Origin of the sequence: Pseudomonas sp. 31-12 (assembly GCF_003151075.1) — a bacterium.
In the GTDB taxonomy this organism is placed as follows: domain Bacteria; phylum Pseudomonadota; class Gammaproteobacteria; order Pseudomonadales; family Pseudomonadaceae; genus Aquipseudomonas.
This window is the reverse complement of the sequence record NZ_CP029482.1, coordinates 2,536,843-2,563,793: the sequence shown is the minus strand read 5'-3', so window position 1 is coordinate 2,563,793 and position 26,951 is coordinate 2,536,843. Positions and strand designations below refer to the sequence as shown.

The window sequence follows — 26,951 nt, the reverse complement described above, 5'->3', positions numbered from 1 at the left end:
CGCGGTCTTTCATATCAACCGAGGTGTCCGAATTACGACCGCTTCGCAGCCGAACGCAGGCTGCGCCAGCTGCTACAGGTCATCAGCGATCCTTCCCGCGCAACATGCTATCCAGCACCTCATCACGTCGCACCCAACCGTGAAACAACGCTGCTGCCAGATGCAACAGCACGGTTAGAAACAGCAGATACGCCAGATACCCATGAGCCTTGCGCAGAAACGCAAACATCTGTGCATTGGCCGGCAGGATCGACGGCAACTGAATCGAATTGCTGAGCATCACCGGGTCCCCCGCCGCCGAAATCATCGCCCAGCCCAGCAGCGGCAAAACCAGCATCAACGCGTACAGCAAAACATGCGAAGCCTTCGCCGCTATCACCTGCCAACCGGGCAAGTCCGCCGGCAACGGGGGTTGCTGCGTGGAAAAACGCACCACCAGCCGCACAATCACCAGCAACAGAATCGCGATGCCCAAGGGTTCGTGCAGATGGATCAGCCATTCATGCCGCTCGGACACCGAGGCCACCATGCCCGCGCCGATAAACAGCATTGCGATGATCATCAGCGCCATCAGCCAATGCAGCAGCCGCGCCAACGGTGCGAAATGGTTAGGTTGAGCGCTCATTGATGAGCCTCCTGTTTAGCGTTGGCGGCAGGCAACTGTTTGACTTCACTGGTGCGGCGCAGGTAGGAACTGGCGTACCCCGCCGAGCGCGCGGCGAGCAATGGGTCGTCGGAACCTTCGATACCGGCCGGCAATACGAGGGGGTCGTAGTTGATGTCACGGCATTCGCCGTCGAGTTGCGGTTGCGTGCGTTCCAGCACCAAGGTGCCGGCGTTCACCACTTTGCGGCCGTCAGGCCAGGCCTTGCTGGCGTCGTTGACCGGATCACCGGCGTTCGCCAGGGTGATGTTCAACTGCCAACGCAGCGGCCCGGCGGACAAACGTTGCACCAGGTCTTTTTCCAGGAAGTCAGCCCCTTCAGGCGCCGTGGCACCCGCCGCATCCTGAGCAATCGGCGTCATGCTCCAACGCACCGCCTGGCGCTGACCGGCCGCGTTCACCAGGTAAAACGCGTTGACACTGTTGTAGGTCTCCGTCGCATAACTGGCCGACGGCTTGGCAGTCTTGATCCAGGCCAGGAACGGCGCGGCTTCCGGGTGAGCGCCAAAGAAGGCCGGAACCGCCGCGGGGTTCGGCTTGCCGGTGGCCGGGTCCGGCGATTGCGCTTGCTGCAATTGATAGAACGCTTCAGGCGTGCCCACCGGGAACACCGGCATGCTGTTCATCCCGGTGCGCCATTGCTGACCGTTAGCCTGGGTGAAACGCAACGCCATGCTGCGGATCGGCACGCTGTTGTCAGGCGCGTAGGGATTGCCCGCAGGCAATGCGAAACGCCCGACCACCGGGGTCTGCGGCTCGCTGAAGACCTGGGCGCTGGAATAGCTGCGTGCCTCGCCACTGCTCTCGAAATGCCCGATCACGCACACCCCTTTGGAGTGGTTACGGCGAAACCCCGGGTGCACGCCGTTGTTGGTTTCCAGCACATTGATCAGCTTTTTCGGCGTCAAGCGCTGTGGGTCGAGTGTGCCGTTGACGTAGGCAAAAGCCCCGGCCAAAACAGCGACGACCACAGCAATGCCGGCCAGGCGAAATGCCCGGCTCGCGGCACTCAAGGGTGGCCGGGTGGGCGGAGATGAGCGATCTACCATGAATGACTCCAGGGCCATCGGCCACAAGTGAGAAGAAACAAGCAGACGTACGCCACACCGCTTTATTCCATCGCCCGGTATTTATTTTTTCAGGCGTGGAATAACCTCCAATGGCGGGCGTCTCCCTGACACTCACCACAGCGTAGTGACTAGTCAGAACTTCATGAACGATATCGACGAACAACTCAGAGAAATCATTCCCAGACTGCGCCGGTTTGCCGTGTCGTTGACACGCAATCCCAGCAGCGCAGACGATCTGGTGCAGTCGAGCCTGGAGCGCGCCCTGTCGAGTTGGGGCGACAAACGCGCCGAGGGCGACTTGCGCGCCTGGCTGTTTTCTATTCTTTACCGGCAATTTCTCGACGCTCATCGGCGCACCCGGCGTTACGCGCGGATGCTCGAATTCTTTACCGGCCGTGACGATGCCGAGCCGTCGGTAGAACGCACCGTGATTGCCCAATCCACCCTGCAAGCCTTCGACCAGCTCACCACTGAACAGCGCGCGCTGCTGCTCTGGGTGTCGGTGGAAGGTTTGAGTTATAAAGAGGTCGCCGAGATTCTCGACGTCCCGACCGGCACCGTGATGTCCCGCCTGTCCCGCGCCCGTCAGGCCCTGCGCCAACTCAGCGACGGCGAAATCACCAGCCCTTCTCTGCGGATACTCAAATGATCAGCATGCCCCCGAGCGAACGCGACCTGCACGCCTACGTCGATCATCAACTCAACGACGCCGACCGACGCCTGGTCGAGACTTACTTGGCGAGCAATCCGGAAACCGCCGCGCAAGTGCGCGACTGGCAGCAGGACGCCCAACAACTGCGCGCGGCCATGAGCGGCGCGTTGCACTACACGGCCAACCCGGACCTCGACCCGGCGTTGATCCGCCAACGAATCAAACGCCAGTCCCGCCGTCATCTGGCCAGCGCTGCGGTGCTGTTGATCGCCGTCAGCGTGGGCGGATTGAGCGGCTGGCAGGCGCGGGAAATGACGCTGGTCAGCGCGTCACCGCCGATGACCGATGCGATGCAGGCTTACCGTTTGATCGCCCAGCAAGGCATCCTGCCGGCCGACTACAAGGTCAGCGACGACGGCGACATGCAGGGTTGGCTCGACCGCTATTTCTCTCACGCCAATCGCCTGCCGGACTTGTCGGATTCGGGATTCAAACCGGTCAGCGGCCGTTTGCTCAGCACCGAGCAAGGGCCGGCGGCGATGGTGGTTTACGAGGATCAGGGCGGGCACAAGATCAGCTTCTACGTGCGACCACCCGGGCCGAAAAACAACCTGCTGCCTCGGGGCAGTCGCAGCGATGGTGAATTACAGGCCGAGTATTGGTCCGGCGCCGGTTACAACTATGCGATGGTCAGCCCGAGCGATACACCGGCGGCGCAGATGCTCAAGCAGACCACCCAGTTCTGACCACACCACATACCCTGTGGGAGCGGGCTTGCCCGCGATAGCGGTTGCACATCCACCAATGATGGTGACTGATCCAGCGCTATCGCGGGCAAGCCCGCTCCCACAGGGACATGTGGTGGATTTTGGCCTGTAGTCAGCCCTGCCCGAATACTTGGGATGGCCTGCGCAACAACGGATCAAACGGATTGATCCGCGGCCCGATCAACGCCGCTTCGCGCTTGAGCATCTCCACCACCGTCGGCAAACGATCCGGCCCCAGGCGATCACTCACCGTGGCTACGCTCAACGCCGCCACGGCCCGCCCCTCGCGATCCAGAATCGGCACTGCCACCCCGGCCATGCCTTGCAGCACGCCAGTGTTGCGCCCGGCGTAACCCAGCGTGCGCACATTCTCGACTTCCGAACGCAGGAACACCTCGTCGTACAGGTGAAAATCCTTGAGCCGCGGCAAGTTGTAATGGATCACCGTATCGCGCTCCTCCTCCGGCAGAAACGCCAGAATCGCCAAGCTGCCCTGCCCCACACCCAGCGCCACCCGCCCACCGATATCGCCGGTAAAGGTGCGAATCGGAAACGGCCCTTCGCTGCGGTCCAGACAGATCGCATCAAAGCCGCTGCGCGCCAGCAAAAACAACGAATCCCCCAACGAAGCCGACAGCCGCAATAACGACGGCCGCACCAGTTCGCGCAGGTTTCCGGTGTTGCCGGCCCGCGCCGCCAACGCGAAAAACTCCAGGCTCAGGCGATAGCGTTTACTGCGTGCATCCTGCTCGACCATGCCTTCGTCCATCAAACTGCGCAACAAGCGGTGGGTGGTCGGTTGCGACAGCCCGATGCGCTGCGCCAGTTGCGTCACTCGTTCCCCGCCCTCGACGGTGTCACCCAGGCTGCGCAATACCGCAAACAGTCTGGAAACAGCCCCGACACCGACTTCATTTTTGTTTTCATTCCGCTCAATGGAATCAGGCATGTGATTTCTCGACAATAAATTTACTCACTGAATGAAACTGAAAATAGTCATCGCTTCAGTGAAATAGGCCATTGAGCCCATCCTAGGCTTCGTCCTACTCTGCGTCCAGACAGGGGCGATTCGAACAACAGCGGCAGCCGACTGAAGTCGAGCGCCAACGCACCCAGCAACACCTTTCGTATCTGCCCATACAAAAAAGCGCGCCTTCGGGCGACGCATAACAATCTCAGGTGGAGCGCAGTCATGGCTTTTGTGCAACTTGAAGGACTCGGCAAACGTTACGGCGAGATCGACGCCGTCGTCGCCACCGACCTCTCGGTCGAGAAAGGCGAATTCGTGTCCCTGCTCGGCCCCTCCGGCTGCGGCAAAACCACCACCCTGCAAATGATCGCCGGCTTCGTCGAAGTCAGCAGCGGGCGCATCCTGCTCGACGGTCGCGACATCACCCACGCCAAACCCGCCAGCCGTGGTTTGGGCGTGGTGTTCCAGAGTTACGCGCTGTTCCCGCACATGACCGTCAAAGACAACGTCGCCTTTGGCTTGCGGATGCGCAAAGTGCCCGCTGCCGAGTTGCAACAGCGGGTCGATCGCGTGCTCAAACTGGTGCGCCTCAATCAGCACGCCGAGCGTTACCCTCGGGAACTCTCCGGCGGCCAACGCCAGCGTGTTGCACTGGCCCGGGCCCTGGTGATCGAGCCGCCGGTGCTGCTGCTCGATGAGCCGCTGTCCAACCTCGACGCCAACTTGCGCGAAGAGATGCAATTCGAGATCCGCCGCATCCAGCGCGAAGTCGGGATCACCACATTGATGGTGACCCACGATCAATCCGAAGCGCTGTCGATCAGCGACCGCGTGGTGGTGATGCAGGCCGGGCGCATCACCCAGATCGATGCGCCCTACACCCTTTACGAACACCCGCGCACCGAGTTCATTTCCGGCTTCGTCGGCAAAGCCAATTTGCTGCCCGGCGAGCGTGATGCCGCCGGCGTGGTCCAGGTGCAAAGAGACGGTGACCTGACCCTGAGCCTGCGCCCGGAAAAAATCGATTTGCGCGACCAGGGCCAGGGTCGCCTGCAAGGCAAGATTGTCAGCCGTTTCTTCCTCGGCAGCCAATGGTTATACGGCGTCTCGACGACCTTGGGCGAACTCAGCGTGGTGCGCCGCAACGACGGTTCGGCACCGCTGACCGAAGGCACGGCAGTCGGGCTCGATTGGGACGCAACGTTGCTGCGGGTGCTGACTGTCGATGAGGTGCCGGCATGAGTACGCTTGCCGCCATTCGCCAAGGGCGCCAGGGTTACTGGCTGTCGGCACCGGCCCTGGCGTTGTACCTCGGGCTGCTGATCATCCCGCTGCTGCTGACCCTGGTGCTGTCGTTCAACGTCTTTGACTACAGCTCGGGGATCAATGGCGACGCTTTCACTTTTGATCACTACAGCAGCTTGCTGGGCGATCCGTACTTCTACGAAATCTTCCTGCGCACAATGTGGATCAGCGCCTTGACCACCCTGCTCTGCGTGGTGATCGGTGTGCCAGAGGCCTACATCCTCAGCCGCATGGGCGCGCCTTGGCGCTCGATTTTCCTGATTCTGATCCTCACGCCGCTGCTGATATCAGTGGTGGTGCGCGCCTTCGGCTGGAGCCTGCTGCTCGGTGCCGACGGGCTAGTCAACCAGACCCTGCAAGCCTTCGGCGGCTCGCCGATGAAGTTGCTGTACACGCCGTTCGCAGTGGTGATTGCGCTGGTCCACGTGATGCTGCCGTTCATGATTATTCCGGTCTGGACCTCGCTGCAGAAACTCGACCCCGCCGCCGAGCAGGCCGCGCTGTCGCTGGGCGCCAGCCACTTCACCGTGATGCGCCAGGTGGTATTGCCGCAGATCATGCCGGGCGTGCTGTCGGGCACCTTGATCGTATTCGGCCTCGCCGCCAGTTCCTTTGCCATTCCTGGTCTGCTCGGCGGACGACGCCTGAAGATGGTCGCCACGCTGATCTACGACCAATACCTGTCGGAGCTCAACTGGCCGATGGGCGCAGCCATCGCCGTGGCGCTGCTGTTGCTCAACCTGCTGATCATGCTGTCGTGGAACCGGATGATCGAAGGCCGATACAAGAAGTCATTGGGATAACTCGTCATGTCCAAGAACGGTCCTTTCGCCCTGCTGTTCCATGCCCTGGTGGTGCTGTTCATGCTCGCGCCGCTGGTGGTGGTGTGCCTCGTGGCCTTCACCCCGGAAAACACCCTGAGCCTGCCCACCACGGAGTTTTCCCTGCGCTGGTTCCGCGCGGTGTTCGAGCGCGCCGACTTTGTCGATGCGTTCTACAACAGTCTGATTCTGGCATTTTGCGCGGCCAGTATCGCGACGCTGATTGCGGTGCCGGCGGCGCTGGCGATCACGCGTTTCGAGTTTCCGGGCCGGGATTTTCTCAACGGTTTGTTTCTGTCACCGATCATCATTCCGCACCTGGTGCTGGGTGTCGCATTGCTGCGTTTGTTTGCGCTGATGGGCGTCAACGGTAGCTTCGCCTGGCTGATCTTCGCCCATGTGCTGGTGATTACGCCGTATGTGTTGCGGTTGGTGTTGGCCTCGGCCATTGGCCTGGATCGCAGCGCCGAACACGCGGCGCAATCGCTCGGTGCCGGGCGTTTCACGCTGTTCCGGGAAATCACCTTGCCGATGATTCTGCCGGGGGTCGCCGGCGGTTGGCTGCTGGCGTTCATCAACAGTTTTGACGAGGTCACGCTGTCGATTTTCGTCACCTCGCCGGCCACGCAAACCCTGCCGGTGCGCATGTATGTGTACGCCACCGAATCCATCGATCCGATGATGGCGGCGGTGTCGGCACTGGTGATCGGGCTGACTGCGCTGACGATGATTCTGCTCGATCGGGTGTATGGCCTGGATCGGGTGCTGGTGGGTAAACAATGAGGGCGCCATGGCACTGCTGAAACGACTGGCCGAAGGCGACCGCCCGGCTGTGGAATTTACCCTCGACGGGAAACCGGCGACCGGCCTGCTCGGCGACACGCTGCTGACCGCCGTGCTGACCTGCAGCGAACACCTGCGCGGCAGCGACTTCAGCGCCGAACCCCGCGCCGGCTTCTGCCTGATGGGCGCCTGCCAGGACTGCTGGGTGCGCCTGGGCGATGGCCGCCGCGTACGCGCCTGTTCAACACTGCTTGAAGCCGGCCAACACATCAGCCGCGAACCGGGGCGCAGCCTATGAACACATTTCCTACCAGCAGAAACCGGATCCCCTGTGGGAGCGAGCTTGCTCGCGATAGCGGACTGTCTGACACCACATCTGTTGACTGTACCGCCGTCATCGCGAGCAAGCTCGTTCCCACAGGGGTTCAGCGGCGTTCACACATGAGGTGGGTATGAATTCGGTGGTCATCATCGGCGCTGGCCCGGCGGGGATTCGTGCGGCGCAGACGTTGGTGGCGCATGGGGTTCGTCCGGTTCTGTTGGACGAAGCGGCGCGCGGTGGCGGGCAGATTTATCGGCGCCAGCCGGAGAATTTCAAGCGCTCGGCGGTCAAGCTGTATGGCTTCGAGGCGAGTAAGGCCAGTGCGTTGCATCAGACGATCGACGCGCTGCGCGAACACCTCGACTACCGCCCCGAGACGCTAGTCTGGAACGCCGAAGACGGTGCGCTGGACACCTTGCATGTGGGCCGTGCCGCACGACTGGAATTCTCCCGCGTGATCGTCGCCACCGGTGCCACCGACCGGATTCTTCCGGTGTCGGGCTGGACGCTACCGGGTGTGTACAGCCTCGGCGCTGCGCAGATCGCGCTCAAATTCCAGGGCTGCGCCATCGGCGAACGCGTGGTGTTCGCCGGCAGCGGCCCGTTGCTGTACCTGGTGGCGTATCAATACGCCAAGGCCGGCGCGAAGGTGGTCGCGGTGCTCGACAGCTCCCCTTTCAGCGCGCAGGCCCGCGCCCTGCCCGGCCTTCTCGCGCAACCGTCGACGCTGGCCAAAGGCATCTATTACCGCAGCTGGCTGACCGCCCACGGCATCCCGGTGCATCAGGGCGCAACCCTGAAACGCATCAACGGCGAACAACGCGTGCACTCGCTGGACTGGTCCAACGCCAAAGGTGAACAGCAGATCGATTGTGACGCCGTCGCCTTCGCCCATGGCCTGCGCAGTGAAACCCAACTCGCCGATTTGCTGGGTTGCGCATTCGCCTGGAACCCACTCAACCGCGCCTGGTTGCCGCAGCGCGACCACGCCGGCCGCAGCAGTGTCGCCGAGGTTTATCTGGCTGGTGATGGCGCCGGCATCATGGGCGCCGATGCCGCTGAAATGGCGGGCGAACGCGCGGCGTTGGCGTTGCTCGAAGACATCGGCTACCTGATTCCACCGCAACGTCCCGATAACCTTGAACGCTCCCTGCAACGCATCGGCGAATTCCGCCACGGACTGGAGCGCGCCTTCGCCTTTCCCGAGCACTGGGCCAACGAAACCGCCGATGAGGTGGTCGTCTGCCGCTGCGAAGAAGTGCGCGCCGGCGAGATCCGCCAGGTGGTGCGTGAAGGTCACTGGGAGATCAATCGGGTCAAGGCGCATTGCCGCATTGGCATGGGTCGCTGCCAGGGGCGGATGTGCGGTGCCGCAGCGGCGGAAATCATTGCCTGCGAAAGCCGGCGCCCGGTGTCGGAAATCGGTCGATTACGGGCGCAGGCGCCGATCAAACCGCTGCCGTTTGGTCTGGAGGTCGAGCCATGATCGAAGTCGATGCGGTGATCATTGGCGGCGGCATTGTCGGGGCCTCGGCCGCACTGTTTCTGAGCAAGGCCGGCCGTCGTGTCGCGCTGCTGGAGCGCGACTTTTGCGGCTCGCATTCCAGCGGCGTGAACTACGGCGGCGTGCGACGCCAGGGCCGTCCGCTGTCGCAGTTGCCATTGTCGCAACGGGCCCACGAGCTATGGGGACAGTTGCCGCAACTGATCGGCATCGACGGCGAATACCAGCGCAGCGGTCACTTGAAACTGGCCCGCAGCCTCAGCGATCTGCATGCCTTGCAGCACTATGCCGTCAGTAGCCAGGGCTTCGGTCTCGATTTGCAGGTGCTCGACCGACGCGAATTGCGCGCGCGTTTTCCGTGGGTCGGCGACGTCGCAGTGGGCGCATCGTTTTGCCCGGACGACGGCCACGCCAACCCGCGACTGGTGTCCCCCGCCTTCGCGCAAACGGCTCGTCGGCACGGCGCGCAAGTCCATGAACAATGCGCCGTAACGGCGGTGGAACACGACGGTCAGCGCTTTCGTGTCAGCACTCAAACCGGCCTCGAATTGCACGCGCCCTGGTTGCTGAACTGCGCTGGGGCCTGGGCCGGACACCTGGCCGCACAGTTTGGCGAAGCGGTGCCCATGCACGCCGGCCACCCGGCGATGCTGGTCACCGAGCCATTGCCGCTGGTGATGAATGCCAGCACCGGCGTCGAGGGTGGCGGCATCTACGCCCGCCAGGTGGCGCGCGGCAATTGCGTGCTCGGCGGCGGCCAGGGTTTTGCCCTCGATGACGCGCGCGCCCGCCCCGGCCAGCACGCCGTGATCGAGATCTTGCGCCAGGCCGTCGAGCTCTACCCGTTTCTTGAAGGTGCCCAGGCGATTCGTACCTGGAGCGGCACCGAAGGTTATCTGCCTGATCGCCAACCGGTGATCGGGCATAGCAGCACCCGGCCCGGTCTGTTGCACGCTTTCGGCTTTGCCGGCGCGGGTTTCCAGATCGGTCCGGCGGTGGGCCTGGCGCTCACCGAGATCATCTGCAGCGGCGCCTCCAAGACGCCACTGGATGCGTTTTCCATCACCCGGTTTCACTCCATCTCCGTTGCTTGATAGAGGAAGGTCGCGCCAATGAATAACGTCAAACGCACTGCACTGCTCGGTTTCTCCTGTCTGACTGCCCTGTTCACAGTCACCCAGGCCCAGGCCGAACCCACGCTTTATCTGGGCATGAACGGCGGGACCATGGAGCGGCTCTACGCCGACAAGGTGCTGCCGGTGTTCGAGAAAGCCAACAACGTCAAAGTGGTGATCGTGCCGGGGACTTCCGCCGATATCCTGGCCAAGGTCCAGGCCAGCAAGGGCAACCCGCAGATGCACGTGATGTTCCTCGACGACGGCATTATGTACCGCGCCATCGCCATGGGCTTGTGCGACAAACTCGAAGACAGCGCGCCGCTTTCGCAGATTCCGGCCAAGGGTCGCATCAAGGATCAAGCCGTGGCGGTCAGTCTCGGCGTGACCGGGCTGGCGTACAACACGCGCCTGTTCAAGGAGAACGGCTGGGCCGCGCCGACGTCGTGGATGGACATGGCCGACCCGCGCTTCAAGGACAAACTGGTGTTCCAGTCGATGGCCTCCTCGACCTTCGGCCTGCACGGCTTCCTGATGTTCAACCGGATTCAGGGCGGCAGCGAAACCGACGTCGAACCGGGCTTCAAGGCTTGGCCGAATACCGTCGGGCGCAACGTGCTGGAGTACATTCCAAGTTCGGCGAAGATTTCCGAAATGCTCCAGACCGACGAAGCGGCGCTGTTCCCGTTAACGCCCACTCAAGTCACCGCGCTGAAACTCAAAGGCATGCCGGTGGAATATGCGCAGCCGAAGGAAGGCTCCGTGGTGCTCAACGTGGCCGAGTGCGCCATCGCCAACAACACCCAACCGGAGCTGGCGCAGAAACTCGCTGCGTTTTTGCTGACACCTGAAGCCCAGGCCGCTGCGCTGGAGGATGGCGACCAGATCCCGTCCAACCCGAACACGCCGACCACCGACAAGACACGTGGCCAGGTCGAGGCGATGAAGCAGTACCTGACCACCGCGATTGCGATTGATTGGGATCAGGTCAACGAACAGCGCCCGGCGTGGAATGCGCGGTGGAATCGCAGTATCGAGCGGTAGTCACTGCCCCCCTGATATCGAACAAGCACCACAGAAACTGTGGCGAGGGAGCTTGCTCCCGTTGGACTGCGCAGCAGTCCCCAAACCATTCACTTCGGTGTTTCAGATAAACCGTGGTGAATGGTTTTGGGGCCGCTTCGCAGCCCAGCGGGAGCAAGCTCCCTCGCCACAAGACATCGGCCTGCCCCTTAGAACCCGACATCAAGGATCACGCTGTCCAGATACGTCCCGGCCGGCGGTGTGGTCTGGTCGGTGTAGATTTTTGCGTTGTAGTTAAACACCTGGCTGCCCGTGCCCAAGCCATTGCCTGGGTTGACCTCCGCATCGGAACTGGCCCGGCGCGCACTGCCGACATTGCCCCAGCGGGTGGTGCCGGCGCTCTTGAAGATGTCGTAGGCCAGGTAATTGGCCCCGGAGATCATCTGACGACGCCCGCCGATACCGGCCGCATGCTGGCCGTCGTCCAGCCCCACGGTGTACGCGCTGCCCTTGGTGCAGGCCAGGTTGATGGTCTGGCCGGTGACGGCGGTGAAGGCGCTGACCACCGGCGCACTGCCGAAACTGATGTTCGGCGCGGTGATGGTGCAGTCGTTGGCCACGGTCATGTTAACGGTTAACGTCGCAGTGCCACTGCCGATGTCGCGCCCCAGGCAGATGCTGCCGGCACCGACGCCCGCGCAATAATTCCAGTTCCAGAAAATACTCAGGGTCTCGCTGTAGACGCCCGCCGCCACGTTGCTGCCAATGGTCGTTCGCAAATAAACGGGCACGGTTTTCGGTATCACGCTGCCCAGCAGGCCGAGGGCGTCGATGATGCCATTGCGGGCGAAATCGAATGCCACGGCCCGGTTGATCGGATAGCTGGTGCTGTTGTCGGCGTACAACGTGTAGCCGATGACGTCCCCGGTCGGCCCGAGCAAGCCGGATTGAGTCGATGAGACTGTTGCGTAGAAGTGGTCATTATTGGTCAGCAAAGACAGCAGTGAACCGCTGCAACTCAACCCCGCATTGGGGGTGGAACTGGTTTGAGCCGTGGTGCGCACCGCAATCGAACTCTGGGAACCGAACCCCGCCGCTGTGGTGCTGACCACAGAGCACAGCGCCCAGGCGCCACCCGGCAGCCACAGTGCCAAAAACACCAGCCATTTCATTGGCACACCAACGGACCGATCAACGGAATCTGATCCTGATTCAAGTCCACGGCGAACTGCACCTGACAGGTCTTTCCATCCCCCAGGGACACCCGCAAGCTGTTCTGCTTCTGAAGGTTTTCCAGATACACCAGACCGTCCCAGCCGACCACGGTTTGTGCGCCGCTCTGCTCGTGCACAACGTTGCTGCCCAAAAGCAATTCCTGTTGCTGCGCATCCACCAGCACGATGCTCGCCGCAATCACCTTGCTGAGTGGAAACGCCAGCAGATAACCGCTGCCCCGGCGTACCGCGATCCGCTGCTCGACATTGGGGCTGCGCACGTTGGCCGGCAAATTCAGCGGATCGATCTCGTATTTGCCGCGGTAATAGGCGCTGCTCCACGGCACCAGCAAGTGGCCGTTGCGATCCGTCTGGCCGACCTGCTGGTTTTCGTAGCGCACGGGAATGTCGGCGAAACCCTCGGTGCTGACCACCACGAACGCGTCGTCGATCCGGTTGGCCGCGAAGACCTGACGGTCCATCCACACCAGCGAACCGCTGGCATCGGCCCAACGGGTTTCAGCGTCGCTGTTGCCGTAGACACCCGCCTGCAACTGCACCGATTGCAGGCGCCAGGTCAGGTCGGCCTGACGATAATCCGGGCCGTCGCCCTGGGCGTAACCGAGGTTGAAACCCACCCCGCCTTCGGTGGGCACCGCGCGGCTGTAGTTGACCCGCTGCTGGTTTTGCCCGTTCTTGCTGCGCTCGCTGCTGATGGCCAGGCTGCCGCGCAGATCGAAGGGGATCACCAGTTGCGCCTGCACCGCCCAGTTGCTGTCACCGATTTCGCGGTTGGCCGACAGGTAGAAACTGCTGTTGCGCCACAAGGGTTTGCTCCAGGTCATGTTGAGCAGCCGGGTGCGCGAATCATCCGCCGCACGCACGTCGAAATAACCGACACCGAGGCTGCCCCAGGTGTCGAGGTTGAGGCTCAGGGTCGCTTGTTCGCTGCGTGTGCTCAGGGTGGTGTAAGGGCTGTCGATCACGGTCAGGTCGGCGTAGTGGTCGCGACGTTGCAGGCGTTGCCAGGAGAAGCTGTAGCGCTGGCTGCTGTACTGATAACCGAGGCTCAATTGCTGACCGCTTTCGCCCTCGAAACGGCTTTGGCTGAGCGCGGTATTGAGCACCCCGAAATTGCCCAGCCGCAGGTTACCGCCCACGCCACCGAGACTCAGGGAATCCGAAGCCTCGGCATGGCTTTCCAGGGTGAGGTTATCGCTCAAGCCGTAACGCAGGCTGCCGGAAGTGACACCGGGGCCGTAGCTGAAATCTCGTATTCCGTAGTCCCGCCGCAAGGTGCCCGCCGTCACTGAAAAATCGCTCAAGCCTTTTTGCAGCAAGCTGCTGGTGACGTAGAACGGCACCGTGGTCGAGACCTGTCGGCCGAGTGCATCCGTCGTCACCACGACCGCTTCACCGGCGCCGTTGATGAACGGGATATTGGTCAGTGTGTAAGGCCCGGGCTGCAGTTCGGCGCTGCTGGATTTGTAGCCGTTGATGAACAGGTCCACCGAGGACGGCACTGCCGCTTCCCCGGCAAATTGCGGTAACGGATAGGTCACCAGGTCCGGGCGCACGCCGAAGTCGCGAGACACCTGCACACCGCCCAGGCGCACCGAACTGCTCCAGGGCAAGGCGCCGCTGACCAGGTCGCCGGCCTCATAAGTGAGCAATCGCTCGTCGTCGGAGTAACGCCAGGTGGTGTCGTAGCGCAGGTAACCGTTGTTCAGTGTGCTGACCGCATTCCCCGACAAGGTGCGGCGGTATTGCCCGGTGTTGGACAGCGTGCCCCAGCTGTCGAACAGCCTTACTTCGTTCCACGCCGCAAGGTAGGTGCCGGCGTCATCGGTGTCGTTGAGGTACAGGTCGTAGTTGAGCAAGGCCCCGAAACTGCTCAGCGCTGGCGTTCGCGGATAGGCTTGGCGGTTGCCGACGAACTGCTCCGGCAGCCAGTCCGGCGGCACCTCCAGCAGCAGCCGTTGAGCGCCGCTGTCGTACTCGCTGCGCAGGCCCGGCAGGCTGTCGAGGTCGACTTCGGTGCCGGTGTTTTCAGGCAGCTTGATGCCGCTGTCGCGCAATGCGCTGGCGCTCAAAAAGAAGCGTCCGCCCCGCTGCTCCACCGCCACGATTCGTCCGGTATTCATCTGATTGACCACCAATTCCAGAAACAACTGTGCATCGGCCACAGCCTCCATGCCGCTGGGCGGGGGCGGCAGATCACCGGCCCGGGCCTGAGAGTTGAACACCAACCAGCACGCGCAGCTCAATGCCCACAACGGCCGCTGGAAACTGCGAGCCAGGCGTTGGCTCATTCGCGCATTAGGTCCGTCTATGGACAGATCCCTCCTTGTCACAGCACACACGACCTGTAGCAGCTGCCGAAGGCTGCGTTCGGCTGCGTAGCAGTCGCTTGATCAGGCACCGGGGTTATTCAGGTAAATCGCGGAGACCGTTTTGCGACTGCTTCGCAGCCGAACGCAGGCTTCGCCAGCTGCTACAGGGAATGTGGTCAACGTGCCGGCGTGATGCTCTGAACCTGCGGCGCGCCATTGATCCGCACCTGCAACGCCGGATTGGCGGCCATCGGTCCCGGTGCCGGCCAGCGCATGATTGCGCCGGGCAACACGTAACCCAGCAGGCCTTCCACCAGGGGTTGGGTCTGGCCGCCTTGCTTGAGTGCCACATCGGTCAGCCGAGCATGCACTGCGCCCTGATTGCGCACTTCGACATAGGGCCGACCGTCCACCGCCACCGTACGCCAGCTCAGATCGGGCAAGCCGACGCCTTTGGGATCGCGTTGGCGGGTGGTGTCTTCCTTGCTCCACAGCCCGGCGCCATAGGCGAACAACGGGACGGAATAACGCATCTGAAAACGAATCGCCGCAGCGGTCTTGCCGTTTTCGGAAGCCGGGGTTTTAGCCGAGGGAATTTCATCGATGATGATGCGGTAAGCCAGTTCCTGCCCCGGTGGAATCTCCCGGGTGCGGGTCAGGCGCACCAGTTGTTTCTGACCCGGTTCAATCTTCGCCACCGGTGGGCTGCCAATCACATCGCGCTGATTCTGATACTGATCGTTGAAGCCGCTCTGGCTCCAGGCGAATACCCGGATCTGCAGGTTGGCGGTCTCATTGCCGCGGTTTTCCAGCCACAAGGCACTGGCCTGTTGATCGGCCTCCAGCACCGGGTCGATCGGCCAGATCAGCACCGAACTGGCGGCTTGCACCTCGACCGTCCCCAGTAACACCCACATCAACACCACACAACGCATGACTGAATGCCGCTGCGAAGGTGAACTCATAGGCCTGCTCCTTATTCAAAACGACGCGTTACCACGACAGCTGCACCTGCAACACATCGCTGTACGTCCCCCCAGGCTGATTGCCCGGTAATTGCACCCGTCCATAAATCGGCAGGCTGATGTTATTGGCATCGCTGTAGGCCACGGCAACACTCTGGCCAATCCCCAGGCTCTGGCTGAAAGCCGCATCGCGAAACAGCTGATACGCCACACGGTTACTGCCGGTGGTGAGCTGCATATGCCGCCCGCTGTTGTTGTACTGGCCACCATCGACACTCATGTTCATCGTCACCCCCGGTGTGCATTGCAACTGCACACCAGCGCTCAACGCCACCTGCACCGTGTCGGTGGCCAGGGCTGACTGACTGCCGAAGTCGAGACTGCCGTAATTCGATACGCCGCCCACCACCAGGCACCCGGCGGTGATCGTGGCGCTGACCTGAAAACTCTGGCTGGTCACCGCCGCCAGCGGCAACGGCACGCTCCCCGCACACAGCAGGATCAGTGCCGCATAGCCGTGCTTTTGGGTCATCGCGCTAGAACGTCAGTTCGACGGCAACGGTGTCGGTGTAGGTGCCGGCCGGCAGTCCGGCCTTGCCCACGGCTTTTCCGTAGAGGTTCACGGTCTGCGCCACCCCGGTGCTGGTCGCAAGGTTGATCACCCCGTCGATGGCCAGAATCTGCGAATGCCCGGAGTCGGTGTACAGGTCATACGGCACGTAGTTGCCACTGCCATCTGCCAGCGCCCGGGTACCGCCGGCAGAAAGGCCGTCATTGGCACCCGCCCGGACCTTCACCGCCGGCGTGGTGCCGCTGGAACAGAGGATCGACAACGCCCCGCCACCGCCGCCCAGCACTTGCGCATTGGCGGTGGTGAACAGGCTGTTTTCGGTGCCGAAATTCAAAGCACCGAAGTTCAGGCCGCTGGAACCACCGGCACCGTTGACCTGACAACTGTTGGTCAGGATCAGGCTGGAGGTGATCTGGCCGGTGACCGTGGTCGCGGCATGGGCACTGGACACCAGCGTCAGGCCGAGCAATGACAAACCTATCCTTGATACGAGCATGTGCATGGTGTCCGTCCTCTACGGGGTTACCAATCCAGCGTTACCGTCAGGGTGTCGGTATAGACACCGGCCGGTAGCGCTCGGGCATTCGCCACCACCGAGCCAAATACCGGGATCGGTATCCGGGCCCCGCTGGTGACAGCGAAATTGTGTTGTTGGCCGATGCTGTAGCGCTGGCTTCCGGACGCATCGAGGAACAACTGATAAGGGACGGTCTCGCTGCCGTTGCTCAGGCGACGAGTCGTGCCGTCGCCATGGGCGCCGCCATCAATGGTAACGGTGAACCCGGTGACCGACGGATTGCACACGACGTTCAGCCTGCCGTTACCGTCGTCGCCCAGGCTGGCGTTGATCGGACGATTCCAGGTCGGGCCTTGCTGGCCGAAATCAAGCGTGCCGAAATCGCTGGGCGCACTGCCAGGTTCAGCACCATTGGTGACTTCACATCCGGAGGTAATGGTCAGCCGCGCATGAATCTGCCCGCTGACCGCGGCTTGCGCGTCTTCGGCCAGCAGAACCAGCAAGCTCGCGGCGATCACCCTCCAGTGCCTGTTTGTCATGGCGCCAACCCACTCCTCGTTACCAGGTGACCGTCACTTTCACCACGTCTGAATAGCGGCTGACACGGGGAATCTCCGCGAGCCGTTCGATACGGGCATACAAGGGCAAATCCACTGAACCGGAATCCGGTACACGACCACTCACCGGGACATTCACCGCCAGCGGGATCAGTCGCGCCCGGTCCTGGTAGAGCCGATAAGGGATGGGTTTGCTGCCGGCGGAACCGGCCATGTAGCGCACGTCACCGACACCACCGTGCAGGCCGCCGTCGACGCGTAATTGATAAGGGGTGTCGGGGTTGCATTCGAGCCGTGGCAGTCGCTCATTCATCAGCGCCGCGCCCAGCGTTCCGGCCGGGTCATCCAGTCGCGCGGTGCTGCCGAAGTCGAGCACGCCCAGTTGCTCGATTCCTGCTCGGTGTTGCTGCCCAATCACCTGGCAACCACGCTGCACGTCGATGCGCACGTCGACCTGAAGTTCGGCGGCAAACACTTGCGCGCTGAGCGCCAGACCTATAATTGCCACGACCCTAATTCCTTTCACGGTCCCATTTCCTTGTGTGGGGTGGCTACTAGACATCAGGGTAGCAATGGACCCGAATTTCGCCAGCCGCTGATCGTCAATGCACCTCTGCAACAGGCGTTTTCTACCGGGATTTGGCGGAATAACACCGATATAACGGCTTAAAAAAGCTCTACAACCCAAAGAATCCTGTTGAGATATCGGGTCATCGGTCGACAGCACTGGCAGGCAAATTCAGCCTTTGGTTACACTACTCCGCCGCAGCTCGGGCAGCCTGCCTGACGATTACGGGGTGACCTCACAGTGGCTGTTCGACCGCCCAACCGTTCTCGACTCACACCGCGCTGGCCCGCGCTTCGCCGCTTGTTCGGCAAGGTGTCGGCTACGCCAGCCAGTGCGTCCGGTCGAGTGATCCACGACTACTTCCGCCACAAGGCTCACGCCCAGGGGTACACCCTCAGCCACAGCCAACAGCGCGTGATCGACTGCATGGCGCAGCACGCCACGGCACTGCTCGGTGCATCGGCGAAAACACTCCCCGGCCTTTACTTGCATGGTGCGGTCGGTCGCGGCAAGAGCTGGTTGCTCGACGGGTTTTTCCAGGCCATCCCGATCACGGAAAAACAGCGCCTGCACTTTCATCAGTTCTTTGCCCGGCTGCACCAGGGCATGTTCACTCACCGTGATCAGCCCGATGCGCTGGCCGTCACCCTTGATGAGTTGCTGAACGACTGCCGCGTGTTGTGCTTCGACGAGTTCCACGTCCACGACATCGGCGATGCGATGCTCATCACGCGCCTGTTCAAGGCTTTGTTCCAACGGGGTATCCTGCTGCTGGTGACCTCCAATTATCCGCCGGAAGGTTTGTTGCCCAACCCGCTCTACCACGCCCGGTTCAAACCGGTGATCGACTTGATCCACGCGCGCATGCAGGTCATGGAAGTCGGCGGGCCCCATGACTACCGCAGTCAGATGAAAACCCACGCGCATCAGGTGTTTACCCAGGGACGGTACGTCTGGCCGGGCACCGTGGAGCAACGTCAGGCGTTGAAACTGCCGGAACGTGGCGCACCGGCCCTGCAACTGCCGGTCGGCGCACGGCACCTTCAAGCGCGACGCTGCGAAGACCGCAGCATCGGTTTTACCTTTGACGACCTGTGCGAACACCCCACGGCAGTCATGGATTACCTGGAGCTGTGCCGGCGTTTCGATGACTGGACCATCGACCAGCTGCCCAACCTGGCAGCGTGCTCGATGGCGGCGCAACAGCGTCAATCTGATTGACGTTTTGTACGATCAGGACAAGCACCTGACGTTGGTCGGTGAGCAGTCGTTGCGTGAAAGCCTGGGGGGCGATGCGATTGACTTTGCGCGTACGCGGAGTCGGTTGGGGCAGTTGATGGAGGTCAGGGAGCCGTAGTTTTTGTGTCGCAGTTTCGGCCTCTTCGCGAGCAAGCCCGCTCCCACTGGTGACCGAGTTGCCTGGGTGGACTCGGACTCATGTGGGAGCGGGCTTGCTCGCGAAGGCGGCCTCACAGGCAACCTGCCTTTGCCGCTATCATGTCGCCCATTTCCAGGCCCCCGCGCCCTCCCTCGATCAAAAGCGAACCCGCCCATGGATACCCTCGCCCAACTGCGCGCCGGTCAACTGACAGGCATCACCCGTCTGGACCTGGCTTGCGGCCTGACCGAATTTCCACGCGAAATCTTCGATCTGGCGGACTCACTGGAAGTGCTCAACCTCAGCGGCAACGCCTTGAGCTGCCTGCCGGATGACCTGCATCGCCTGACCCGTTTGCGCGTGCTGTTTTGCTCGGACAACCGGTTCACCGAACTGCCCGCGTGCCTCGGCCAATGCGCCGCGCTGACGATGATCGGCTTCAAGGCCAATGCCATCGAAATGGTCCCCGCCGCTGCACTGCCGCCGCTGTTGCGCTGGCTGATCCTGACCGATAACCGCCTGCGTGAACTGCCCGCCGAGTTGGGTCATCGCCCACACCTGCAAAAACTCATGCTTGCCGGCAACCGCTTGCAGCGCCTGCCCGAAAGCCTGAGCCAATGCCATCGACTTGAACTGATCCGCATCGCTGCCAATCAGCTGACCGAGCTGCCCGAGTGGCTGCTGACCCTGCCGAGCCTGACCTGGCTGGCCTACGCCGGTAATCCCCTGGAAACCGAAGCCGATGCGGCGGCCCTCAATGCCACGGCGAGCATCCCGTGGTCCGGGCTGCGCCTGGAGCAACAATTGGGCGAAGGCGCTTCGGGGGTGATTCATCGGGCCACGTGGGGACGACCGGGCCAACCGGCCACTCAAGTCGCGGTCAAACTCTACAAAGGCGAAATGACCAGCGATGGTTCACCGCTGCACGAAATGAACGCCTGCATCACCGCCGGCATTCACCCCAATCTGATCCGGGTCGAAGGCCGCATCGTCGGGCATCCCGAACAGCAGGCCGGGCTGGTGATGCAACTGATTGATCCGAGTTATCGCAATCTCGCCGGGCTGCCGAGCCTGGCGTCCTGCACCCGTGACGTCTATGCCGATGACACCCGTTTCAGTGCTGAGGTGGCGCTGCGCATAGCCCGTGGCATCGCCTCGGTGGCGGAGCATTTGCACCGCCAAGGCATCACCCACGGCGATCTCTATGGCCACAATATCTTGTGGAACGAGCACGGGGATTGCTTGCTGGGGGACTTTGGCGCGGCGTCGTTCCATGCGACATCCGACAGCCTTGAAAGCCGTGCGCTGCAACGCATTGAAGTGCGGGCATTTGGGGTGTTGCTGGGGGAATTGCTGGCGCGGATCGATTCGGGGTTGAGTGATGACGGGCGTGTTCAGCTGGAGGAATTGCAACGGCGTTGCTGTCAGGCGCAGGTGTTGGCGCGGCCGGGGTTCAGGGAGATAGGACTGGAGTTAGCTGCCTCCCACTGAGCTGAAGGCAAATACAAAACCTGTGGCGAGGGAGCTTGCTCCCGCTGGACGGCGGAGCCGTCCCAAAAACGACGGCTGCTGCGCACCCGAGCGGGAGCAAGCTCCCTCGCCACAATAGAATCACAAACAGTTCGGCTTAACCGGCCAACCCAACAAACATATCCTGCACATCATCATGGTTATCGAGGCCTTCCAGGAACGCCTCGACTTCAGCCATCTGCTCGTCGCTCAAACCGCTCACCGGGTTTTTCGGCTGATAACCCAGCTTGGCCGCCAACACGGTAAAGCCTTGCTCAGGCAGCGCTTTCTGAACGGCGTCCAGGTCACCAGGTTCGGTCAGGAACAGGGTGGTGCCCTCTTCTTCACCTGGCTCGAAATCCTGGGCTCCAGCTTCGATCGCGGCCATTTCCGGATCGGCGTCAGGGCTGTCCGGGGACGCTTCGATCATGCCCACATGGTTGAAGTCCCACGCCACCGAACCGGACGCGCCCAATTGGCCCTTGCGGAAGGCCACGCGGATTTCCGCGACGGTGCGGTTGATGTTGTCGGTCACGCACTCAACGATCAGTGGTACCTGATGCGGGGCGAAACCTTCGTAGGTCACGCGATGGTACTGCACGGTTTCGCCCAACAGGCCCGCGCCTTTCTTGATCGCGCGATCCAGGGTTTCCTTGGGCATCGAGGCTTTCTTGGCCTGCTCGACCACCAGGCGCAGGTGTGCGTTGGTGGCAGTATCGGCACCGTTGCGGGCAGCTATGGTGATTTCTTTCACCAGTTTGCCGAAGATCTTGCCCTTGGCGTTAGATGCCGCTTCTTTGTGTTTAACCTTCCACTGTGCGCCCATTACTCACTCTCTTGATCTGTGGCGCCGAGACATCTATTGGCCGACGCATGGCGCCAAGTTTATACGGCCTAAAGTTGGCAATCGACCAAAAATTCCACCCGGCCCACCGGCGTGACCAATCGACATATTCACCAGTGCTTGTAGGGCGATTCTGAAAAGTCGATTTGCGGTGACTATAAGGGGCCGTGGTTTCGTACCCTCTGCGCCCATATCCCATGGCAGAAGCGCGTTCGATGCACAACGACAAGGAAAGTCCCTACACCCTGACCCTCCTGGACAGTGGATTGAGTCTGCAGGTGTTGCGGTTCAGTGGCCGTGAACGTCTCAATCAGCCCTATCGTTTCGAGATCGAAGTGATCGGCCTGGCACCGGCCATGAACCTTACGCAGTTGCTGCAGCAACCGGCGTTCCTGAGCCTGGGGGATGAAACCGGCATTCACGGCATCTTGCACACCGCCAGTCGCGAATACCGTGGCCCGCACCGGGTCGGCTACGACCTGGTGCTGGTGCCCTGGCTTCAACAACTGGACCATCGCCCTTGCCGTCGGGTGTTTCATCAACTCGGCGTGCCCGACATCTTGCACCAGTTGCTCGTCGACAACGCAATTCCCGAACACAGCTACCGTCTTGAACTACCGAACGGGCGTTATCCGGTGCGACCGTTTTGCATTCAGTTTGACGAGACCGACCTGGCCTTCCTGCAACGGCTCTGCGAAGAGGAAGGCATCCACTATCACTTCGAACATCAGCGCGACGGCCATGTGCTGGTGCTGGCGGATGACAGCCTGAGCTTTCCCCAGGAACCGCTGTTGATGCCGTTTTACGACGAATCAACTCAAGGCACCCACGCGCCGGTGATCAGTGAGTTGTTCCAGCGTCATGCCTCGCCCCCACTGACCGTGGCGCCTGCGCCGCAACAGCTCGAGCGTGAGCAATCGAGTCGTCGCTTACTCGAACGCCTGCGCTGCCAACATCGGCAGATACAGGGGCAAAGTAACCACAGTGAATTGCGCAGTGGCTGCATCGTGCAAGTATCGGAACATCCCATCGCGAACTTCAACGATCAGTGGCTGCTCACCGAAATCCGGCATCAGGGCCAACAGCCGTCGATTCTCGCCGAGGACACCTTCAACATGACCCGGCGTTACTGCAACCAATTCACAGCCATTGCGTGGTCAACGGTGTTCCGCCCCGCGCTGACTGAGGCCAGGCCGAGCATTCCGGGCTATCAACCGGCGCGAGTGTTGGGCCCTGCCGGTCAACCGGCGGTGCTGGATGCACAGGGGCGCATTGAGGTTCGGTTGTGGCCCACAGCGCCGGCCGATGACGATCAATCCACCGGCCTTTGGCTACCCGTGGCACTCGCCGCGGCGGACGGTCGGATCGATCCGTCGAGGCTGCCGCTCGCGGGCACCGAGGTGCTGATCAGTTTTCTCGACAGCGACCCGGATCGCCCGGTGCTTTGCGTCGCGGCGAGCAACCCGCCCGCGCCTCGACTCGCTCGCCAGCCCCGCAGTGACGGCCGACTTCTGCTCGATTGGCTGGTCAACCGTCAGGATTGATCAGCCCTTGTCAGCCTTGCCCGCAGCCGCCGCGAATTTGGCCAGTCGCACATCCAGATGCCGTGGCCGGCGTCCGTGATCCTCGGCGCGCTCCTTGCGGCGGATGGCGTTGCGCACCAACAATGAGCCGAGGTAACGAATCGGTTCCGGCGGAAAGAAACCCAACGGGCCATTGACCAAGGGCGAGCGAGTCCAGGCATTGTCCAGCCCCTGAACCATCGAGGCGAGGATCTGCCCGCCCATATGGCACGGGCCGACGCCGCTGCCGGAATAACCGAAACCGTAAAACACGTTACCGCTGGCACTCATCTGGCCGAAGAACGGCAAACCGGTCACCGAACGGTCCGAGGGGCCATTCCAGGTGGCATCGACCTTGACCTCGGCAAACGCCGGGAAGAACTCGCTCAGGCTGTGTTTCAACAAACCGGCACAGGGTGACGGTTGATCGAACACCGGCAACATTCGCCCGCCGTAGGCAAAGGTATTGCCACCTTTACCAAGCATGATCCGACCGTCCGGGGTGTTGTGGTAGTAGTGCACGAAAATCCGCGAATCGAGCACCGTGACGCCGCTGGTCAAACCGATTTCGTTGAGCAGATCGGGCCGCGGTTCGGTGATCAGCATGTCGCTGGAAACGATCGCCACGCTGCGCTCGAATTGCGGGAACGCGCGGGCCATCCAGGCGTTCATGGCCAACACCACCCGGTCAGCGTGGATGGTGGCGTTGGGGGTTTGAATCCTCGCCGGCCGGCCCTCCTCCAGGCCGGTCATCGCCGTGTTCTCATGAATCCTCACGCCCAGTTGCAAGGCAACCCGGCGCAAACCGCGCACCAGTTTGCCCGGCTGCACACTTGCCGCCGCCGGGGAAAACCAGCCTTCCAGGTGCTTGCTGGAGCCGGCCATCCGTTGCACGTCAGCGACCGGCCTTTGCGTGAAGGAGTTGATGCCGTTGCGCTCCAGCGCCGCGATAACCGCATCGGTCGAGCCGCATTGCGCGCGGTTGGTGGCGGTGTAGAGCGTGCCATCGAGGCGGTAATCGGCGTCCACGCCGTACTGTTCGCAGAAGGTGCCGATCGCATAAATGCTGCGTTCGGATTCCTTGACCAGCCGCACCGCCTCCTCGACGCCGAACAACCTTTCCAGGGTGAAATACTTGGCCGACCACGACAATGCACAGCCACCGTTTCGCCCGCTGGCGCCGGCTCCGCAGATGTCCGCTTCGATCAGCAGCACATCCAGCTCGGGGTTCTGCTCCTTGAGCATGATCGCGGTCCACAACCCGGTGTAGCCACCGCCGACGATGCACACGTCAGCCCGGGTATTACGAGCCAAAGGTTCACACGGCACGCAGGACTCAGCCTCCAGCGCCTGTTCTAGCCAGAAAGGTCTCATCGGTTTTTCCTCAGGTACGCAGGGGTTTTACGGTCATTGCCTGGTTAGGCACGAAAGCGCTTTTGATCAGCAGGCCAGCCGGACGGCTGTTCCAATGGGGGATCAGCACCAGGGCGGAGAACAACGCGCAGCCGGCGAAGACGATGAACACGGTGACCGAGTCGAAGTAGCCCGGCAGCAATCCGCCGAGAATCGCCCCGACGGAGCCGCAACCGTTGACGAAACCGGCCGCTGTGGCACCCGCCTTGGCGGTGCCGAAATCGATCGCGGCCGCGCCGCTGATCATCGAGTCCGGTCCGTACAGGGTCAGGCCCATGACGAACAGCAGCGCCACCACCAGCATCACGCTGCCGGTATGCAGGGCGCCCATGAACAAGGTCAAGGTCACGGTCAGCGCCAACAGGCTGAGCACACACGCCGGCATGCGTCGGGCGCCGAACAGTTTGTCTGAGGCCAGCCCGAGCAGGATCGGCCCCAGCAGCCCGGCCAGTTCGAACGCGGTGGGAATGATCGCCGCGCCGACCTTGCCCACCGAGGGCATCTGCTCGAAGACGATCACCGGCCCCCAGAGCAGAATCGCGTAGCGCGCCGGTTTCAGCAGAAAGTACGCGAGGCCCAGAACCAGCACGGTGCGGTTGCGCAGAATTTCTTTTAACGGTTCCAGCATGCTGATCTTGCTTTGCGCGTCGGCCTCTTGCGCCGTCAGTTGCGGCTCCGGTTCCACCGCCGGCAAGCCAACGTCTTCCGGTTTGTTGCGTTGAAAAATAAAAAACAGCACGGCGACCAGCCCAACCACCGCCGCACTGGAAAAGAACGCCGCATGCCAGGTGCCGATCAGCGTATACGCCCACCAGCCTGCAAACGGCGAAGCCACCAACCCGCCAAAGGCGTAGCAGGAACTCCACAACCCCAGCACCCGCCCGCGCTGTTCAGAGGGAAAGAAGCTACCGAGGTTCTTGCACAGCCCGGACCAGCCGGTGGACTGAGCAAACCCTTGAATCAACATGCAGGTGGCGAAGATTGGTAACGTCGCAAAACTGCCCATCACCAAGGCTGCTGCCGCTGAAATCAGCAACCCGCCAAACACTACGACCCTTGGGCCAAAGCGATCGGCCAGGATGCCCCAGGTGAATTGCCCGATGGCGTAAGCCGTCAGGTAGATGGCGTCGAGGTTGGCCATGGCCATTTTGTCGAGCATGAAGGTGGGGTCTTCGGCGATCCCCAGTTTTGCCACGGAAAAAGCTTTGCGGGTGAAGTAGAAAGCGGCGTAAGCGAGCCAGGTGATCGCGAAGATCTGCACGCGCCAACGCTTGATAGTGCCGATGTGCTTGTTCATTGTGGTTCTGACCTCAGGGTGTGAGTGTGCCGGCAGAAATTGAGAAATAACGCCTGTTTTTTTATTGTTGAGCACTTCGATACCGCGGCTTCCCTTTGGCGATACCGGTCAGATGAGGCCTGCAATTGCACGCACAGGCTCATGGCCGCCGATGCTGTTCGACTGACCAGTCACCGGGGCTGAGGTCGATAAAAACAATTACTGATTAATAAGTGAAATCGATTTATCGTATTTCCAATATAAGCTCAGCTTGTTACTGGAGGTTCCGATGTCGGTTTCCCACGCCCAGCTCAAAGCCTTCCACGCCGTGGCCGTCCACGGAAGCTTTACCAAAGCCGCCGAGCGGCTTTTTCTCACGCAACCGGCGATCTCCGACCAAGTGCGCAAGCTCGAAGAGCGCTTCGGTGTGCTGCTGTTCCACCGCAACAAACGCTCGGTGCGCCTCACTGATCTGGGCGAGCGCTTGTTGACCATTACCCAACGGCTGTTCGTCATCGAGGCCGAGGCGCAGGAGCTCTTGCACGACTCCAGGGCCTTGCAAACCGGCACCCTGATTCTCGCCGTGGATGCGCCGGTGCATGTGTTGCCGCAGATTGCGCGGTTCTGTGAGCGCTACCCCGGCATCAGCGTGAAAATCGAAACCGGCAACACCGACGAATCGCTGTTTCGCCTGTTCAACTATCAGGCCGACCTGGCGTTGCTGGGTCGGGAGGTGAGTGACGAGCGGCTGATCTCGCTGCCGCTGCGCAATGACCCGATGGTCGCTTTCGTCTCACGCAATCATCCGTGGGCAGATCGCGAATCGATTTGCCTGGCGGATTTGCACGACACACCACTGGTACTGCGGGAAATCGGTTCGGTGACGCGCCAGACACTGGAAGAGGAAATGGCCCAGGCCGGGTTTTCCATCCGCCCGGCGATCCAGGTGGAAGGTCGGGAAGCCGCGCGTGAGGCGGTGGTCGTGGGGATTGGGGTTGGCGTGGTGTCGGCCGCCGAGTTTGGCGCGGATTCGCGGGTGTGTGCGTTGCCGATCACCGATTGCACACGGCGCCTGACAGAGACGCTGGTGTGCTTGCGCGAGCAGAGTTCGCGGCGGGTGGTGGCGACGTTTCTGGAGATGGTGCGCGAGAGTCTGGTGTAGGCAGGTCTGGCCGCTTCGCGGCCAAGCCACGCTCCCACAGGTTATGCGTCGTATACAAGATCTGCGGCCAGCATAAAACCCTGTGG

The 26,951-nt window shown here is 61.9% G+C and carries 25 protein-coding genes and 1 pseudogene; 13 read left to right on the top strand and 13 right to left on the bottom strand.

Features of this window, described 5'->3' with window-relative positions; all coding sequences use genetic code 11:
* Nucleotides 1-82 precede the first annotated feature (82 nt).
* Together DJ564_RS11985 and DJ564_RS11980 are read right to left on the bottom strand one after the other, a co-directional pair.
* A complete protein-coding gene (locus tag DJ564_RS11985) occupies nucleotides 83-625 on the bottom strand; it encodes a cytochrome b (protein WP_109629337.1) in 543 nt (180 codons plus the stop codon).
* Nucleotides 622-1,713: a catalase family peroxidase gene (locus DJ564_RS11980; RefSeq protein WP_109629335.1), complete on the bottom strand. Its 1,092-nt coding sequence runs from the start codon at nucleotides 1,711-1,713 to the stop codon at nucleotides 622-624. Before DJ564_RS11980 ends, DJ564_RS11985 begins: the two co-directional genes overlap by 4 nt.
* A 163-nt stretch (nucleotides 1,714-1,876) precedes the next feature.
* Here DJ564_RS11980 and DJ564_RS11975 point away from each other — a divergent pair, with 163 nt between their 5' ends.
* Nucleotides 1,877-2,383: an RNA polymerase sigma factor gene (locus DJ564_RS11975; RefSeq protein WP_109629333.1), complete on the top strand. Its 507-nt coding sequence runs from the start codon at nucleotides 1,877-1,879 to the stop codon at nucleotides 2,381-2,383.
* Nucleotides 2,380-3,132 carry an anti-sigma factor gene (locus tag DJ564_RS11970; protein ID WP_109629331.1) on the top strand — a complete coding sequence of 251 codons (753 nt, stop codon included), beginning with the start codon at nucleotides 2,380-2,382 and terminating at the stop codon, nucleotides 3,130-3,132. Before DJ564_RS11975 ends, DJ564_RS11970 begins: the two co-directional genes overlap by 4 nt.
* Before the next feature lie 133 nt (nucleotides 3,133-3,265).
* On the opposite strand, the gene DJ564_RS11960 is transcribed toward DJ564_RS11970, so the two are convergent.
* Complete coding sequence (locus DJ564_RS11960; RefSeq protein WP_109629330.1) at nucleotides 3,266-4,102, bottom strand: IclR family transcriptional regulator; 837 nt, start codon at nucleotides 4,100-4,102, stop codon at nucleotides 3,266-3,268.
* Nucleotides 4,103-4,345: 243 nt separating this feature from the next.
* Here DJ564_RS11960 and DJ564_RS11950 point away from each other — a divergent pair, with 243 nt between their 5' ends.
* The 7 genes from DJ564_RS11950 to DJ564_RS11920 all read left to right on the top strand — a co-directional run bounded on the left by DJ564_RS11950 (nucleotide 4,346) and on the right by DJ564_RS11920 (nucleotide 11,017).
* Nucleotides 4,346-5,365 (top strand): ABC transporter ATP-binding protein, encoded by a 1,020-nt coding sequence (locus DJ564_RS11950; RefSeq protein WP_109629326.1) that lies wholly within the window; start codon nucleotides 4,346-4,348, stop codon nucleotides 5,363-5,365.
* Nucleotides 5,362-6,231: an ABC transporter permease gene (locus DJ564_RS11945; protein ID WP_109629324.1), complete on the top strand. Its 870-nt coding sequence runs from the start codon at nucleotides 5,362-5,364 to the stop codon at nucleotides 6,229-6,231. Before DJ564_RS11950 ends, DJ564_RS11945 begins: the two co-directional genes overlap by 4 nt.
* Before the next feature lie 6 nt (nucleotides 6,232-6,237).
* Nucleotides 6,238-7,032: an ABC transporter permease gene (locus tag DJ564_RS11940; protein ID WP_077749753.1), complete on the top strand. Its 795-nt coding sequence runs from the start codon at nucleotides 6,238-6,240 to the stop codon at nucleotides 7,030-7,032.
* A gap of 7 nt (nucleotides 7,033-7,039) precedes the next feature.
* A complete protein-coding gene (locus tag DJ564_RS11935) occupies nucleotides 7,040-7,330 on the top strand; it encodes a (2Fe-2S)-binding protein (protein WP_109629322.1) in 291 nt (96 codons plus the stop codon).
* A gap of 154 nt (nucleotides 7,331-7,484) precedes the next feature.
* On the top strand, nucleotides 7,485-8,840 hold the full coding sequence (locus tag DJ564_RS11930; protein WP_109629320.1) for an NAD(P)/FAD-dependent oxidoreductase: 1,356 nt from the start codon (nucleotides 7,485-7,487) through the stop codon (nucleotides 8,838-8,840).
* Complete coding sequence (locus DJ564_RS11925; RefSeq protein ID WP_109629319.1) at nucleotides 8,837-9,952, top strand: FAD-binding oxidoreductase; 1,116 nt, start codon at nucleotides 8,837-8,839, stop codon at nucleotides 9,950-9,952. Before DJ564_RS11930 ends, DJ564_RS11925 begins: the two co-directional genes overlap by 4 nt.
* An 18-nt stretch (nucleotides 9,953-9,970) precedes the next feature.
* Entirely contained in the window at nucleotides 9,971-11,017 is a 1,047-nt protein-coding gene (locus DJ564_RS11920; protein WP_109629317.1) for an ABC transporter substrate-binding protein, read from the top strand.
* Between the two features lie 188 nt (nucleotides 11,018-11,205).
* On the opposite strand, the gene DJ564_RS11910 is transcribed toward DJ564_RS11920, so the two are convergent.
* The 7 genes from DJ564_RS11910 to DJ564_RS11880 all read right to left on the bottom strand — a co-directional run bounded on the left by DJ564_RS11910 (nucleotide 11,206) and on the right by DJ564_RS11880 (nucleotide 17,661).
* Entirely contained in the window at nucleotides 11,206-12,168 is a 963-nt protein-coding gene (locus DJ564_RS11910) for a spore coat U domain-containing protein (protein WP_109629315.1), read from the bottom strand.
* On the bottom strand, nucleotides 12,165-14,522 hold the full coding sequence (locus DJ564_RS11905) for a fimbria/pilus outer membrane usher protein (protein ID WP_109629313.1): 2,358 nt from the start codon (nucleotides 14,520-14,522) through the stop codon (nucleotides 12,165-12,167). The genes DJ564_RS11910 and DJ564_RS11905 overlap by 4 nt, the downstream gene beginning before the upstream one ends.
* Nucleotides 14,523-14,719: 197 nt before the next feature.
* Nucleotides 14,720-15,508, bottom strand: a complete 789-nt coding sequence (locus DJ564_RS11900; RefSeq protein ID WP_109629311.1) for a molecular chaperone — start codon at nucleotides 15,506-15,508, stop codon at nucleotides 14,720-14,722.
* 28 nt (nucleotides 15,509-15,536) lie between these two features.
* Nucleotides 15,537-16,040: a spore coat U domain-containing protein gene (locus tag DJ564_RS11895; protein ID WP_109629309.1), complete on the bottom strand. Its 504-nt coding sequence runs from the start codon at nucleotides 16,038-16,040 to the stop codon at nucleotides 15,537-15,539.
* 4 nt (nucleotides 16,041-16,044) lie between these two features.
* Nucleotides 16,045-16,581 (bottom strand): spore coat U domain-containing protein, encoded by a 537-nt coding sequence (locus DJ564_RS11890; RefSeq protein ID WP_109629307.1) that lies wholly within the window; start codon nucleotides 16,579-16,581, stop codon nucleotides 16,045-16,047.
* Between the two features lie 20 nt (nucleotides 16,582-16,601).
* A complete protein-coding gene (locus DJ564_RS11885) occupies nucleotides 16,602-17,135 on the bottom strand; it encodes a spore coat U domain-containing protein (protein ID WP_109629305.1) in 534 nt (177 codons plus the stop codon).
* 19 nt (nucleotides 17,136-17,154) lie between these two features.
* Complete coding sequence (locus DJ564_RS11880; protein WP_371922063.1) at nucleotides 17,155-17,661, bottom strand: spore coat U domain-containing protein; 507 nt, start codon at nucleotides 17,659-17,661, stop codon at nucleotides 17,155-17,157.
* Between the two features lie 300 nt (nucleotides 17,662-17,961).
* Between DJ564_RS11880 and zapE the strand changes: the two are divergent.
* Nucleotides 17,962-19,078: pseudogene (gene zapE / locus DJ564_RS11875) on the top strand (cell division protein ZapE).
* Between the two features lie 195 nt (nucleotides 19,079-19,273).
* Nucleotides 19,274-20,590: a leucine-rich repeat-containing protein kinase family protein gene (locus DJ564_RS11870; RefSeq protein WP_109629303.1), complete on the top strand. Its 1,317-nt coding sequence runs from the start codon at nucleotides 19,274-19,276 to the stop codon at nucleotides 20,588-20,590.
* A gap of 136 nt (nucleotides 20,591-20,726) precedes the next feature.
* Here the strand turns inward: DJ564_RS11870 and DJ564_RS11865 are convergent, their stop codons facing one another.
* Entirely contained in the window at nucleotides 20,727-21,434 is a 708-nt protein-coding gene (locus DJ564_RS11865) for a YebC/PmpR family DNA-binding transcriptional regulator (protein ID WP_109629301.1), read from the bottom strand.
* A 233-nt stretch (nucleotides 21,435-21,667) separates the two neighbouring features.
* Between DJ564_RS11865 and DJ564_RS11860 the strand changes: the two genes are divergently transcribed.
* Entirely contained in the window at nucleotides 21,668-22,996 is a 1,329-nt protein-coding gene (locus DJ564_RS11860) for a type VI secretion system Vgr family protein (protein ID WP_109636005.1), read from the top strand.
* On the opposite strand, the gene DJ564_RS11855 is transcribed toward DJ564_RS11860, so the two are convergent.
* Together DJ564_RS11855 and DJ564_RS11850 are read right to left on the bottom strand one after the other, a co-directional pair.
* Nucleotides 22,997-24,388, bottom strand: coding sequence for an FAD-dependent oxidoreductase (locus DJ564_RS11855; RefSeq protein ID WP_109629300.1), 1,392 nt, complete (start codon nucleotides 24,386-24,388; stop codon nucleotides 22,997-22,999).
* A 10-nt stretch (nucleotides 24,389-24,398) separates the two neighbouring features.
* A complete protein-coding gene (locus DJ564_RS11850; RefSeq protein ID WP_109629298.1) occupies nucleotides 24,399-25,724 on the bottom strand; it encodes an MFS transporter in 1,326 nt (441 codons plus the stop codon).
* Between the two features lie 268 nt (nucleotides 25,725-25,992).
* Here DJ564_RS11850 and DJ564_RS11845 point away from each other — a divergent pair, with 268 nt between their 5' ends.
* Nucleotides 25,993-26,865 carry a LysR family transcriptional regulator gene (locus tag DJ564_RS11845; protein WP_109629296.1) on the top strand — a complete coding sequence of 291 codons (873 nt, stop codon included), beginning with the start codon at nucleotides 25,993-25,995 and terminating at the stop codon, nucleotides 26,863-26,865.
* Nucleotides 26,866-26,951 lie beyond the last annotated feature (86 nt).